The sequence below is a fragment of the Sulfobacillus harzensis genome (assembly GCF_012933365.1).
Lineage (GTDB): Bacteria > Bacillota > Sulfobacillia > Sulfobacillales > Sulfobacillaceae > Sulfobacillus_B > Sulfobacillus_B harzensis.
In genome coordinates this window covers 1-13,872 of record NZ_JABBVZ010000010.1, presented here as the reverse complement: position 1 = coordinate 13,872, position 13,872 = coordinate 1, and the positions used below count along the sequence as shown (strand labels likewise).

12 protein-coding genes and 1 tRNA gene are annotated in these 13,872 nt (G+C 57.5%); 4 read left to right on the top strand and 9 right to left on the bottom strand.

Features of this window, described 5'->3' with window-relative positions; translation table 11 throughout:
• Nucleotides 1-15 precede the first annotated feature (15 nt).
• The 8 genes from mraY to mraZ form a co-directional block, all read right to left on the bottom strand.
• The gene (mraY, locus tag HIJ39_RS04490) at nucleotides 16-954 is read right to left on the bottom strand and encodes a phospho-N-acetylmuramoyl-pentapeptide-transferase (protein ID WP_169097148.1); all 939 of its coding nucleotides are present in this window, start codon (nucleotides 952-954) and stop codon (nucleotides 16-18) included.
• Complete coding sequence (locus HIJ39_RS04485) at nucleotides 951-2,312, bottom strand: UDP-N-acetylmuramoyl-tripeptide--D-alanyl-D-alanine ligase (protein ID WP_169097146.1); 1,362 nt, start codon at nucleotides 2,310-2,312, stop codon at nucleotides 951-953. Before HIJ39_RS04485 ends, mraY begins: the two co-directional genes overlap by 4 nt.
• Entirely contained in the window at nucleotides 2,309-3,790 is a 1,482-nt protein-coding gene (locus tag HIJ39_RS04480) for a UDP-N-acetylmuramoyl-L-alanyl-D-glutamate--2,6-diaminopimelate ligase (protein ID WP_169097144.1), read from the bottom strand. Before HIJ39_RS04480 ends, HIJ39_RS04485 begins: the two co-directional genes overlap by 4 nt.
• A gap of 25 nt (nucleotides 3,791-3,815) precedes the next feature.
• Entirely contained in the window at nucleotides 3,816-5,912 is a 2,097-nt protein-coding gene (locus HIJ39_RS04475; RefSeq protein WP_169097142.1) for a penicillin-binding transpeptidase domain-containing protein, read from the bottom strand.
• Nucleotides 5,913-5,993: 81 nt separating this feature from the next.
• Nucleotides 5,994-7,721, bottom strand: coding sequence for a peptidoglycan D,D-transpeptidase FtsI family protein (locus HIJ39_RS04470; RefSeq protein ID WP_169097140.1), 1,728 nt, complete (start codon nucleotides 7,719-7,721; stop codon nucleotides 5,994-5,996).
• On the bottom strand, nucleotides 7,718-8,194 hold the full coding sequence (locus HIJ39_RS04465) for a hypothetical protein (protein ID WP_169097138.1): 477 nt from the start codon (nucleotides 8,192-8,194) through the stop codon (nucleotides 7,718-7,720). Before HIJ39_RS04465 ends, HIJ39_RS04470 begins: the two co-directional genes overlap by 4 nt.
• 100 nt (nucleotides 8,195-8,294) lie before the next feature.
• The gene (gene rsmH, locus HIJ39_RS04460) at nucleotides 8,295-9,191 is read right to left on the bottom strand and encodes a 16S rRNA (cytosine(1402)-N(4))-methyltransferase RsmH (RefSeq protein WP_169097255.1); all 897 of its coding nucleotides are present in this window, start codon (nucleotides 9,189-9,191) and stop codon (nucleotides 8,295-8,297) included.
• A gap of 17 nt (nucleotides 9,192-9,208) precedes the next feature.
• On the bottom strand, nucleotides 9,209-9,640 hold the full coding sequence (mraZ, locus tag HIJ39_RS04455) for a division/cell wall cluster transcriptional repressor MraZ (RefSeq protein WP_169097136.1): 432 nt from the start codon (nucleotides 9,638-9,640) through the stop codon (nucleotides 9,209-9,211).
• A 326-nt stretch (nucleotides 9,641-9,966) separates the two neighbouring features.
• On the opposite strand from mraZ, the gene HIJ39_RS04450 reads away from it, so the two are divergent.
• A tRNA-Ala gene (locus tag HIJ39_RS04450) sits at nucleotides 9,967-10,042 on the top strand.
• Nucleotides 10,043-10,096: 54 nt separating this feature from the next.
• On the opposite strand, the gene HIJ39_RS04445 is transcribed toward HIJ39_RS04450, so the two are convergent.
• Nucleotides 10,097-10,270, bottom strand: a complete 174-nt coding sequence (locus HIJ39_RS04445) for a hypothetical protein (protein ID WP_169097134.1) — start codon at nucleotides 10,268-10,270, stop codon at nucleotides 10,097-10,099.
• Nucleotides 10,271-10,423: 153 nt separating this feature from the next.
• Here HIJ39_RS04445 and HIJ39_RS04440 point away from each other — a divergent pair, with 153 nt between their 5' ends.
• Genes HIJ39_RS04440 through HIJ39_RS04430 form a run of 3 tightly spaced genes read left to right on the top strand, consistent with a single transcriptional unit; the run spans nucleotide 10,424 to nucleotide 13,777 of the window.
• On the top strand, nucleotides 10,424-11,056 hold the full coding sequence (locus HIJ39_RS04440) for a cupredoxin domain-containing protein (protein ID WP_338055073.1): 633 nt from the start codon (nucleotides 10,424-10,426) through the stop codon (nucleotides 11,054-11,056).
• A gap of 28 nt (nucleotides 11,057-11,084) precedes the next feature.
• On the top strand, nucleotides 11,085-11,888 hold the full coding sequence (locus tag HIJ39_RS04435) for a cytochrome c oxidase subunit II (protein WP_169097132.1): 804 nt from the start codon (nucleotides 11,085-11,087) through the stop codon (nucleotides 11,886-11,888).
• A 23-nt stretch (nucleotides 11,889-11,911) separates the two neighbouring features.
• Complete coding sequence (locus HIJ39_RS04430) at nucleotides 11,912-13,777, top strand: cytochrome c oxidase subunit I (RefSeq protein ID WP_207711471.1); 1,866 nt, start codon at nucleotides 11,912-11,914, stop codon at nucleotides 13,775-13,777.
• The last annotated feature ends 95 nt before the right edge of the window (nucleotides 13,778-13,872 follow it).

Here is a 13,872-nt window from a genome sequence, read left to right as displayed (position 1 = left end):
TCGTCTCTGACTGATTTACCACCATGCCAACACCGCACCCAAGGCCGAGACAATCCAAAAAACCGTTACCACGCGCTCTTCCGACCAGCCGCCTAACTCAAAATGGTGATGGAGCGGACTCATGCGAAACACCCGCCGACCCGTCAGCCGGAAACTTATCACCTGGATGATGACCGACAGGGTCTCGACGACGAAGAGGATGCCGACGATGGGCAGCAAAAAGGGGGACCCGGTCACAATCGCCGCGCCCGCCAAGCCCGCCCCCAAGGCCAAGGAGCCCGTATCACCCATAAAGACGCGCGCCGGATGAAGATTCACCCGCAAGAACCCGACCAGTCCGCCCACCAGAGCCAGCGCAAACACGGCAACCGGATCGTCCTTAGCCCGCAACGCCCACAGTGCGAAAAAGGCGAACGCCGCGACCGATGACCCCGCGGCCAATCCGTCCAATCCATCGGTCAAATTCACCGCGTTGGCCGCTCCTAAAATAGCTAGCACACTAATCGGGCCATACCACCACCCCAAGACTAAATGGCCCAGGTGGAAGGGCAGCACATATCCCGTTGGCGGCAGGTACCGGTATACATACCAGGTGAAAGCCACTGCCAACACCACTTGCAACAGCAACTTCTCCCGGGCTTTCAGCCCCAACGGCCGCTTGAGTGCGACCTTCAGAAAATCGTCGGCAAAGCCGATGAGTCCAAAGCCTAAGGTGAGCAAAGAGAGCGCCCAAGCTCGTGCGCTGGTTGGATCCAAAATCGCAACCGTGATGGGTACCGACGCCAGAAAAATGACGCCTCCCATGGTCGGGGTACCCTGTTTCTTCAAATGAGCTTCAGGACCCACTTCGCGAATTTGTTGCCCGAATTTTAGCCGTCTTAGCACGGGAATCACCAACGGCCCCATCAGCAAAGAGACAACAAGCCCAATTACGCCGGCCAAAGCGAGGGTCACGAACGTCGCCCCCGTTCTTCCAGTTTGTGGGCTAGCCACTCAAACTGCATTCCCCGCGACGCCTTCAGCAGCACTACGTCGCCATCCTGGAGGCGCTGAAGAAGCCAGTCAAGCGCTTCATCGCGGGTGGCTACCCATTCGGCCTGCACCCCAGTGGACTGGGCCGCCTCAACCACGTGCCTGGCCCGAGCACCGACTCCCAGCAGCACATCCGCACGCCCCAGAGCATAGACACCCACCTGCCGATGGCCCCGAATCTCTTCCGACCCCAGCTCCAGCATGTCGCCAATGACCGCCACATGACGGCCCGGGCGGCTCTTCAGCACATCGAGGGCGGCTTGAGTCGACAGTGGGCTCGCATTATACACATCCGCTAAGAGTGTCCAGCAGCCGGTCGAAACCACTCGAATGCGGGACCGGTTGGCGTCCACAGCCTCGACCCCAGCCACGGCCTCGTCCAACGCAAGCCCCAGATGGCGGCCGATTAACAATGCGGCGGCCACGTTGTGCGCTTGGTGGGCGCCGAGCCAGGGAAGCCGAATGGTCGCCTTTTGACCCAGAATTTCTAAGACCATTAAGGTGTGGTCGGCTTGGACCTCGGAGGACAGCACACGGCCAGCTAAACCCGAACTCGTGCCGAACCATTGCACCCGGCGCGGCGTTCTTTCACCCAATTCCCGCACCCAATGGTTGTCATGGTTCAAGACCGCGAGTCCCTCCGGCTTCAGTCCCTCCAATATCTCCCCTTTGGCTGCCTGAATGGCCTCCATGGACCCCAGCTTCTCCAAGTGGCTCGGTCCAATCGTGGAAATGACTGCCACATCGGGCGGGGCGATTTCTGTCAGCCGGCGAATTTCCCCCGGCGCGCTCATCCCCATTTCGGCCACAAAATGGGTGGTGTTGGCAGGCCCAGCAAAAAAGGACAACGGCAGCCCGATGGCGGTATTGTAGTTGCCCAAAGAGAAGGACGTAGAAAATTTTTGACGCAAGACGGCCGCCGTCAGCTCCTTGACGCTGGTTTTGCCGACACTGCCCGTAACCCCAACAACCGTCACCTGACGCGACGCCAGATAACCCCGCAATAGTTGTCCCATCGCCTCCAGCGGCGAGTCAACCCGCACCGTGGGACCATCCGTGTCGGGGAAGTCGCGCCGCACCATGGCCACCCCACCCGCACGCCACACATCTTGGACAAACGCATGACCGTCGGTATTGGAGCCCGGCAAGGCAATGAATAGGACGCCAGGAGCTGCTTCCCGACTGTCAATGGAAAGCTTGTTCACCACCCCGCCGACGTCCAGATTTGTGACTTCTCCGCCCGTCCAGCGCCGTACATCCTCCAACCTCAGTGAAATCATGATCGCTTGAGCTCCCTTAGCACCTGGCGGGCCACCTCGCGGTCATCAAAGTGGATTGTGCCATCGCGGTAAATTTGGTAGGTTTCATGTCCCTTGCCAACAATGAGAATCACGTCCCCGGGCTGTGCCTGAGAAATCGCCAGCTTAATGGCACGCTCTCGATCCAACTCCACTTGCCACTGCCCGTGAACTTTTTTGATGCCCGGCTCAATTTCATGGATGATCTCCATGGGATCCTCCGAGCGCGGATTGTCTGCTGTCAAGACCGTAAAGTCGGCCAAGCGGCCTGCAACCTCTCCCATCAGGGGACGTTTGCCCCGATCCCGATCACCACCGGCCCCAAAGACCACCCCAATCTTGCCCATCGCAAACTCCCGGGCGGTGTTCAAGGCGTTTTCCAACCCATCGGGCGTATGAGCGTAGTCCACGATGACGCTGAAGGGCTGGCCTTCGTCGATACGCTCAAAGCGCCCGGGGACGCCTTTATAGCGGGCCAAGGCCTCCGCCATCTGCTCCGGCGCCAATCCGTATACGTAACCGACGCCCATGGCCGCCAAGGCATTAAGCACATTGAAGCCGCCGGGCATGCCAAACTCCACCGGCTGCTGCACGCCGGAAGGGAAATGCGCGAGAAATTGCACCCCCCGACTGGTCACCCGGACTTGCGTCGCCCGGAGGTCGTTTTTGTTGCTTAACCCATACGTCAACACCGGAACGTGCGTCAGCGCCACCAAACGCGGTGCATACGGATCGTCGCCATTGATAATGGCGGCCCGAGGTCCCTTTTCTGTCCCTTGCCCGAGACGCTCAAACAAGAGCGCCTTGGCCCGAAAATAGCTTTCAAAATCCTTGTGGAAGTCAAGATGATCCTGGGTCAGATTGGTAAAAACGCCCACATCATAGTCCACATGGTCGACCCGCGATAACGCCAGCGCATGCGATGATACTTCCATCACAGCCGCTTTCATGCCCCGATCGGCCATATGGCGTAAAATGCGCTGCAAATCCGGAGCCTCGGGTGTCGTTCGCACCACCTTAAAACTTTCGGCGCCAATCAGCGTGTGCAGGGTTCCCGTCAACCCGCACGGGACATCGCTACCCTCCATCACCGCCCGCACCAAATGAGTCGTGGTGGTTTTGCCGTTGGTCCCCGTCACCCCGACCATCCACAAACGGCCTGAGGGATGGCCGTAAAAAACATCAGCCGCACCGGCCAGGGCTAAGCGCGCATTGTCCACCACAATCCCGCTGGCGCCGGATGGAATGGCATCCTCGCGTTCCACTAGGAAACCGGCCGCCCCGCGGGCATATGCCTCCGTACAATACAGGTGGCCGTCGGTGCGAAACCCCGGAATGGCACAAAAGAGATCACCGGCCGTCACCTGCCGCGAGTCATGTTGAATGCCGGTAATTTCCGCGTTGCCATTGCCAAACACGCGGCCCAGCCCCATGAGTTTTACCAGTTGTTCAACCGTCATGACATTCCCCACTTTCACGGCTCCCCTAGGCCAAATCAAGCACAACCGTGGTTCCGGATTTGACCTGTGTCCCCGGGCTGATGGATTGGTGCACCACCTGCCCATGCCCTCCGTTGTGCCGGACTGCCGTGTTAAGTCCAAGCTCAAAGGCCAGTTGGTGGGCGGAAGCGACCGTCAACCTCCGAAAATTGGGCACCGTAACCCACTGCAAATAATCGCGGGGATGATCGCCCAGCGTCAAGGTCAACAGCGTGCCGGCGGGCCGATAGCCTCCGTAGGTCACCGACTGGTCCACCACAATTTTGCCCTGTCCTTTGAATTGTACCGGAAAACCAAACACCGCGGCATCCTGATAGGCAACTTCCGGCGACAAATCCACTAAATCGGGCACCATCGCCGCCTCCCCGACTCGCGGCTTTTTGATCGGCTCCGTGGGCGGAATTTTCATGTAGCGAAGAATATCCCGCATGAGGCGCCCAAATACCGGAGCGGCTACTTGCCCACCATAGAATGCGCCTTGCGGCTCGTCAACGGAAATGAGAATGACAGCGGCGGGATTCGGCACCGGAGCAAAGCCGATGAATGAAGCAATATAGATCCCCTTTTCGGTTCGCCCGTTAATGACCTTCTGTGCTGTCCCCGTCTTCCCCGCCACTTTGTAGCCAGGAACTTGGGCGAGCTTGCCACTTCCTTTGTCGACCACGCCAATCATCATGCGCTGAACAAGTGAGGCCACCTCTGACGACACCACCCGGCGGACCCGCTGGCCATCAAAACTTCTGACCAGTTGGCCGTCCGGCGTCTTAATGGCCCGTGCCACGTGCGGCTTTAATAACTCGCCGCCGTTGGCAATCGCGCTGATGGCCGTAATCAGTCCAATGGGGGTTACGGTGAGGGTCTGCCCGAATGCCATAATCGCCAGGTCCAGAGCCGTCACACGTGCCTTGCGCGGGAAGAGGCCCAAAGCTTCTCCGGGAAGATCGATGCCCGTCCGATGCATCAAGCCAAAGTGGCCGACGGACTCGTAAAACCGATCCACCCCCATCCCGAGACCCAACTCCATGAAACCTACGTTGCAGGAGTTTTTGACAATATCCGCCAGAGACTCAGCGCCGTGACCCGATGGCCGCCAGCAATTGACCCGCCGCCCCAACACCACTTTGAACCCGGGACAAAAAAATCCGGCCCCCGGATTGGTCGTTCCGGCTTCCAAGGCCGACGCCAAGGTGACCGGCTTAAAAATCGATCCGGGCGGGATGGCATCCGTCACGGCCAGCTCGCGGTAGTTCTTCGCCGGAAAATCTTTAAAGTGATTGGGGTTAAAAGTGGGCCGCTGCGCCATGGCTAGAACTCCGCCGGTCTTTGGATGCATCACCGTAATCATCACCGCCCGGCCGCCGGTCGCAATCATGGCATGTTCACAGGCACGCTCCGCCATCCACTGGATATTCTCATCGATGCTGAGCTCCAGGGTATCGCCTTGCCGAGAGGGGACAATGCGTTGACGGGCAAACGGCATGTTTTCTCCATAGGCGGTGAATTCTTCCTGAAGCGCGCCCCGTTCTCCCTTAAGGTACTTGTCGTACACCATCTCTAGGCCAGCCAGCCCCTGATTGTCGATGCCCGTAAATCCCAACACCCCAGCGGCCAACTCGCCTTCAGGATAATAGCGGGCGGTTTCCGTCACCAAATGGATGCCCGGCAAAGCGGCCAACTGACTTTTCAAGGTCGCCAGCTCCTTTGGCGTCAGCCGCCGCTTCAGCCAAACAAAGCCTTGATGGCGGGACAGTCGGCGCAAGAGCCGACTTTGTTCCATGTCCAGGATGTCGGCCAGCAGAATGCTCTCTGTCTTACGCGACTTTGTTTGCGCCGGAATGGCATAGGCGGAAAAGGCATGGTGTGATCCTGCCAACAGCCGTCCATGGCGATCGGTGATATTGCCCCGAAACGGCGCCAACGGCACCGATCGGAAATGAATGCTGTCCGCCAGCTTCTTCAGCTTAGGCGCGTCTAAAGTTTGAATGGTCACGAGCCGACTTCCAATCAGCAGATCAAACAAGCCGAAGCCTATCATGGCGACAAAATTGCGCCGCTTTAACATCAGCGGTGGACGGTCATTCATCAGAGAGACCCCCCTACCCGTCGTGACAAGGACGGGCTGGTTACTCCCCATTTCTATGACAGTCACGCCCACCCGAGAACTTTAGGGAATCGGCCCCGGTTTGGACCCGTTGTCGGGTCCGGCGTACGGTTTGATGTTCCAGTACTTAAAGAGATAGGTCGCGATGTGCTTCCACACCGGAGCCGAGACCTGGTCCCCGTAAAAGAGACTCCCTACCGGGTGATTGATGGACACCAGCATGATGAACTTAGGGTGCGGCATCGGGCCATACCCCAAATAAGAAGCCACAAAGTTGGAATTGGAGGTGTGGCCGTTCACAATCTTCTGCGCCGTCCCCGTCTTCCCAGCGATGATATAGCCGGGAACCTGTGCCGGCACGCCGGTTCCTTTGGTGGCTTCCAAGGTCATCATGTGCTGGATTTCTAAAGCCACTTGCGGTGTCACGGGCTTCCCCTCGACCGTCACTTTGGTTGGGGTCACCTTGCCGCTGGGACTAATGATGTCCTTGACAATGTGCGGCTGCACCAGCGTGCCATTGTTGGCGATGGCATCGTCCGCGGCAATAATCTCCATGGCCGTGGTCGCAAACCCCTGCCCGAATCCTTCCGTGGCCAAATCCACCGGGTTAACCTGCGATTTAGGAATCCAAAGGGGTGAGGCGGAACCCGGCAGCCCCACATTGACGGCATGATCAAGCCCAAAAGCGTGCACAAACTGATACAACCCGCTGACGCCCAGCTTCAAGGCAACGTCCATGAAGACTTGGTCTGAGGACACCTCCAAACCCCGGGTCAGCGTAATCCATCCCCAGCCCTTGGGATTCCAGTCATTGATGCGGACGCCGTCGACAATTTTATAGCCATCCGTATAGAAAAGGCTATTGGGCGTAAAGAGTCCCAGCGAAAGGGCTGCCGCCGTCGTGACAGGCTTGAAAATTGAGCCTGGGGGGAACAGATATTGCACCCCGAAGTCGCTCTGATTCTCGGACGTGACGGTGGCCAAGTTGTTGGGGTTGTAGTTGGGCCAATTCGCCAAAGCAACGATCCCGCCGGTCTTGACGTTCATGATGATGACGGTGCCGTTTTTCGCATGGGCCCGCTTAATTCCCCACTTGAGCCACTTCTGCGCTTGGGCTTCCACGTTGGCGTCGATGGTCAATTGGACGGTATCGCCGGGCTTAGGCGGAGTGTAGGCCTGCTGCCATTGCAACATCGGGTTGCCATAGGCATCCTCACGCACCGTCCAATGCCCTGGCGTCCCGGACAACAGCTTGTTGTCGGCGTATTCAATCCCGGCTAACCCCTGGCCATTAGACCCAACCATACCGAGCACTTGGGAAGCCAGCGTGCCGTTGGGGTACTCGCGCCCCGTCACCGGCACGGTGGCGATGCCGGTGAGCTGCAGGCGGTTGATCTTATTGGCCACCGCTGGACTGACCGAGTTGTCCAACAGGGCATACCACGATTTGTTAGACAGCACGCGGCGCAAGACTTTGGCCTTAAAGGGCAAATACTTGGCCAACACACCCGCCTCTTGGGCCGGATGATGAATATAGCGCGGCGCAGCAATGACCTGGTCGCGCGGAACATCCATAGCTAAGACCGTCCCATTGCGGTCGATAATTTCGCCCCGCTGGGCCGGGATGGTGATGTGCTTAACCTGGAAGGATGCCTCATAGTTATCCAGGAACGACTTGTCGGCAACTTGAATAACGACGAGACGCCCCACCAGAAAAGCCATAAACCCGGCCATGCCGAGCGTCAGCCACAACACGCGCCAGCGGGTTAGGTTCCGTATGCGCGCCTTCATTGTCCGAGACTTTGGCTAAGATTCTGCATCCAGCGGGTCACCCGGCCAAGAGCCGAAGGCTGAACCGTAGGAGCGGCAACCGGCTTAGATGTCCCATGTTTCACAGGGGTTTGGAGGGCTGAGGCGGGCTCCACCATAGTCACTTTAAGGCGGGCCGCGTCACGGGACAAAGCCTGGGTTGAGGTAAGAGCCGCCAGTGTCACATTCAACGACTGATTCTGCCGCGTGAGCGCCGCATATTGTTGGTTCGTTTGGTCATAATGATAGGACATGGTCATGACCTGGATGGCAAGAAAGCTTGCCACCACGGCACCGCCCCAAAGCGCTCCAATCCACGCTGCGGGCCGTACCCAACGCGCCGCGATCCGTCGACGACGCTGCGGTTGTGGGGAAACTTTGGGCCGAAGCCGCTGTTCCCACGTGCGGGCTAGATTGCCTTCGTTCTCGACTTGCCATGTGCGCTCTTCAACCATGATAATCCTCCCAAAGTATGCGAATCGTGACGAGTTATGAGTTGACGGCGGGGATTTTGTCGACACCGTGAGCAAAGGACTCCCTTCGCATCGACAACCCCTAGCTTGCGAGCTTTTCCACGACGCGCAGCTTCGCCGAGCGTGCCCGTGGGTTCCCGTCCAATTCCGCAGCATCCGCAGTCAGGGGATGCTTCGTAATGAGGCGGGCCAGATGCTGATTATGCCAATCGCGAAACTGGTGCTTCACAATCCGGTCTTCTAACGAATGAAACGAAATCACGGCGATGCGCCCACCCGGTGCCAACACCCGCCAGGCCTCCTGAACGCCATCCTGTAAGGCGCCCATTTCGTCGTTGACCCAAATTCGAAGCGCCTGAAACGTTCTTCTGGCGGGATGGCCTCCCTGTCGACGGGCTGCCGCCGGAATGGCGGCTCGTATGACGTCCACCAACTGACCCGTGGTGCGAATCGGCTCAGTCTTGCGCGCATTGACAATAAACGCGGCGATACGCGAGGCCCAACGCTCCTCTCCCCATGTGCGAATGGCTTGGGCAATTTCCTGCTCCGACTTGGTGTTCACCAGTCGAAAGGCCGTGACAGGATTATCGGAGTCCATCCGCATATCCAAGGGCGCGTCTTCATGTTGATACGAAAACCCGCGTTCTGCCCGATCCAACTGCGGCGAGGAGACGCCCAGATCAAAGAGCACACCATCCACCTGCTCCAAGCCCATCGAAGCTAAAAGCTCGGTCAGATAGCGGAAATTGCCCTTGACTGCTTGTGCCCGATCCTGAAAGGGCTCGATTTTGCTCCGCGCGTAATCCAGCGCCTGATCATCCTGGTCAATTCCGATGATGCGAATATCGGGGTAGGACTCCAGCAACCGAACGGTATGACCAGCACCGCCCAAGGTGGCATCCACATAAATCCCTTGGCGGTTGGTCACCAAGAGCTCCAACACTTCCCGCGGCATGACGCTTTCGTGTTCGAACCTCACCATCGCTGCTCCTCGCCTTAAAACCCGAAGTCCACCATCTTCTCGGCGACGTCCTCGTAACCGTCCTGCGCCTCCGCCTGATAGGCCTGCCACTTCTCCTGCGCCCACAACTCAACGCGGCTCGAGACCCCTACCAGCACGACATCCTTAATGACACCCGCGTATTCCCTAAGTCGCGGGGGGATGGTTACCCGAAATTGGCGGTCGACTTCGACGTCTTGCGCCCCGGCCAAAAAAAGCCTTTGAAAGGCTCGCGCACTGGCATTGGTCATGGGCAGCGCCTTCAAGCGTTCTTCCATCTTTCTCCACTCCTCCATGGGATAGAGAAAGAGACAGCCATCTAAACCCTTGGTCATCACAAAGTGGTTGTCCAAGTCATCGCGCAAGCGAGCCGGGATGACGATGCGGCCCTTATCGTCCAGTGCGTGGGAATACTCTCCCATCATCACCCCGCATCACCCCCATCTGTCCCACTTGGCTCCACTTTCCTCCACTTATTCGCCCCTCATCCTAACATTCCTGCCGCCAGGTCTAAAGTTTTAATGGACAAATTCCTGATGAATTTGAGCTTCCCCGAACCGTTCCGCCACAATGCCATGTAACTTCTGTGAGAAACTGTCGACCATGGCGAAAATCCGTGTGAAAAGTACAGGGCATCCCATGAAGCGCAGAATTGTGTGGGTTAATTGGAGACTCTGGCACATTTTACGGACAAAGCGCGATGGCCATTGTATTGACAGCGAACGGTGCAGTTTATATAATCAGTAAGCGTCGTGGGGGCGTAGCTCAGTTGGGAGAGCGCTAGAATCGCACTCTAGAGGTCAGGGGTTCGACTCCCCTCGTCTCCACCAAACTTGTAACCCGCATCCAAAGGGATGGCGGGTGTTTTTATTTTGCGCAATATGTCACGACTTCATATCCGTGGTCTTCTTCCGGCGGTAGGCCCGCAAGGATAGTACCCGGCCCAATTTTCCGCCCCCCGGAGAGTCCCGATCCCATTCCCGCGCCATGTGCCACACCCATGCCCAGAGGACAAAGCTGGCTAACAGAAATGGGATCGCCAGCCAGATAGGATTCATCGTATGATCCCCATTTTTTTCCAGCATTCCCCACCTCTGGTGATAACTAACACTCCAGCGCTTCGATAAAACGGACAACGGCTGGGAAATTTGAGTACTGTCGCCATTCCTGCATCGGCCTCACAGTTACGGAGAACCAAGGAGGTTTTGGACGTGGAGCAAGAAAACGAACATATGCCGGCAGAACCGACTTGGAGCCGCCGACAACTTATTACAGGATTGACCGGCTTGGGTATAGCCGGCGCCATCACCATGTTTGGCAAGTGGCCGATAGTCACCGCCGCTCGTGACATTTTCGGCTCGCCCGTTTCTAGCGGTCAGATCCACCTGTATGCGCTCGACTACTACTTCGTGCCAAACTATATGACCTGGCGCGTGGGCGACAAGATGGAGGTCATCTTTCATAATCAGAGCCCCACGCACTGGCATGAGTGGACCATTGGCCGTCCGCACCCCAACATGCAGTATTTCCAAGCATTCGGCGTGCTGAACGCCGACGGCTGGGTGCATGACTTCTGGGATGGGGTAGCCGTCACCCTTAGTGACCCGGTGGGCGTGGACAACTTTGTTCCCCATAAAGCCAAGGTGACTTATGTAGGACCCAAAGGCCCCTATCAGATTTCCAGCGGCGGCGACTTTAGCCCCACGCTTCAGCCTGGTGGGACCCTTCACCTGTCTTTTACTGTCCCAGACAAGCCCGGCATCTGGCATTACGGCTGCTTTGTGCAGCAGTTCATCCACTGGCGGACCGGCATGCGTGGCGTGATAAACATCGTGCGCGACTAACCGGCCCCCGGAGAAAGGAACGACAACCATGGACATTGTGATTTTCGGCGTGGTCTGGATTATCATTAGCGCGCTGGGCGAGTGGTTTCTACACCGCATCGGCAGCAGCCAAATGTATTTCTTATTGACCAATCAAGGCAATATCGCCTTGCACGCCTTTAACTTCCTGACCACGATGCTGGCGCCGGTATTTCTGCTCGTCATTTGGTGGCTGGTCTGGACGGCGTTCCGTTACCATGCAGACAGCCCCGAACCGAAGCAAAGCCGTATTCAAGTCACCAAGAATGGCCTCTTCACAACCATTTGGATTTTGGGCTCCATCGTGCTCAACCTGCTGTTCTGGCTTCACCCGACAGCGGCCGACTTAGAGCAAATGTTCGCTACCCAGTTGCCCAGCCATCAAAAGAACGATCTGATTGTGGATGTGACCGCCCGGCAGTGGGAGTGGATTTTCAGCTATCCGCAATATCACCTCTCCCAGACCGTGAACGCCAATGGACAGGACGAGCTGGTCATACCCGCCCATAAGAAGATCGAGTTTGTGCTCCGGTCCTATGACCCGTTCCACACCTACGACGTGGAGGCGGGTGTCATCCATTCGTTCTGGGTGCCGGCGTTCGGGATTAAAGAGGACGTGATTCCGGGTGAAACCCGCTACGAATACATCGTCGCCAATCGGACCGCCACCTATCAAACCAACCCCGAAGTCCGCGTGCAGTGCGCCGAAGTTTGCGGGCCGGGACATCCTTGGATGGAGTCGCCGCTCAAGATTGTAACGGCTTCGCAGTTCAAGGCCTGGATCGCCAAGCAGCAAAAGCTGCAAAGCTCATAAGCGCTTAGATTGGAGGATTCGTGATGGCTCAAAATGTTGTAACAACCCCATCCGCGAAAGTGCACGTCATGCCGCCCATGTTGCGCGGATTTTTGTGGGCTGGGATTGCCTTCGTACTGCTGAATAGCCTAACCGCCGCCATCGCCCCCCATTACGGACATCCGTTCTTTACGGAAGTATCCATCACCATTGGGTGGGTCGGAGCTGTGATCGGCTGGCTTTTGGGCGTGGGGGCCTATGAAGGCATGGTGCTACCGCTCTTTGGCGTCACCCCACGGGTCGGTGAAGCCACCGACTGGCGTCGATACTTCGCGTTTGCCACCGACCATAAAGTCGTCGGCATTCAATATATGACGTCATCTGCTTGCGCGTTCATTCTCGCCGGCGGGATCGCGATGGCCATGCGCATCGAACTCGCGGCCTCCGGCATGTACTTCTTTACGTATGCCAATCAGTACTTGTCGGCCGTCGGCGCCCATGGAACCATCATGATGTTTTCCGTCGCTACGGTGGCGTTGGTCGGCGGACTGGGGAACTACATCGTCCCGCTCATGATTGGCGCCCGTACCACGGTCTTTTCCCGCCTCTCGGGCCTGGGGCAGTGGCTTATCCCGGCCGGCGTGCTGACCGTTGCGATGAGTCCCCTCTTGGGATATTGGACCACTGGTTGGCGTGGCTATGAGCCCCTCGGAAGCCAAGGGGCAGCCGGGATTATTTTCTACTACCTCGGCGTGGCGGCATTAACCATGTCGTCAATTATTGTGTCGCTCAACCTGGTGGCCACCATTGTCTTCAACCGGGCGCCCGGCGTCACGTGGGCACGATTGCCGATGTTCGTCTGGGGCATCACCACGGTCTCCATTTTGAATCTGATCTGGCTTCCGGAAATTCAGATGACGTTCATTTTGCAGCTGCTCGACCGCATCGTCCCATTGAATCTCTTCAACGCCGCCGGGCAGGTGTTGGCCGAGTTGGAGCTATTTTGGCTCTTTGGCCATCCTGAGGTGTACATTGTGGTCGTGCCGGCGTTTGCGCTCTGGAACGAAATCATCCCCGTCATGGCGCAAAAGTCCCTCTTCGCCCGATCCTGGGCGGTCATCGGGCTTATCTTTGTGATGATGCTGTCCGGATTGGTTTGGGCTCACCACATGTTCACCAACATGCGCAACTCGGAGATGTTTCCCTTCTCCTTTTTCACGGAGATGATTTCCATTCCCACCGGGTTCGCGTTCATGGCAGCCCTGGGCACCATGTGGAAATCACGCTACCGGTTGACGACGCCCGGTCTCTTGATCTTGATGAGCATGTTCAACTTCCTGCACGGAGGCATTACCGGCGTGTATCTCGCGGACCCGCCAATCAACCTGCAGGTCCACGACACCATGTTCGTCGTAGCCCACTTCCATTACACCATCATCGGCGGCATGGTGTTCAGTTGGATTGCAGCCACGTACTATTGGCTGCCGAAGATTACCGGCCGGATGTACAGCGAATTCTGGGGCAAGTTTCTCTCCATCTGGATTTTCCTCGCCTTTAACACCGCCTTCAGCACCATGTTCCTGGTGGGTCTGGAAGGAATGAACCGCTGGGTACCGACCTACCCACCGTATCTGCACCCCCTGAATTTGGTCATCTCGATTGCCGCATGGACATTGGGGGTCGGTTTCGTGCTGCATGGCGTGCACATTGTCTGGGCATGGCGCAAGGGGCCGAAAGCTTCCCACAATCCCTGGAATGGTCGCACGCTGGAGTGGATGACCTCCTCCCCACCGCCAGACAACAACTTTCGCGAAATCCCAGAAGTCATTGACGGCTTCTACAACTACGGCGAAAAAGCCGGCCCCGTGGTGGCAAACTTGGCCGACGTAGAGCCACAACCCGAGTCATAGGCTCATCGATCCCTGAGATAAGTCCCGCGGTTAAATGTCAAGATCCATTTTTCTCACGGGACAGCCGGGAAAAGCCAGGCTGAACTAAACCGTCC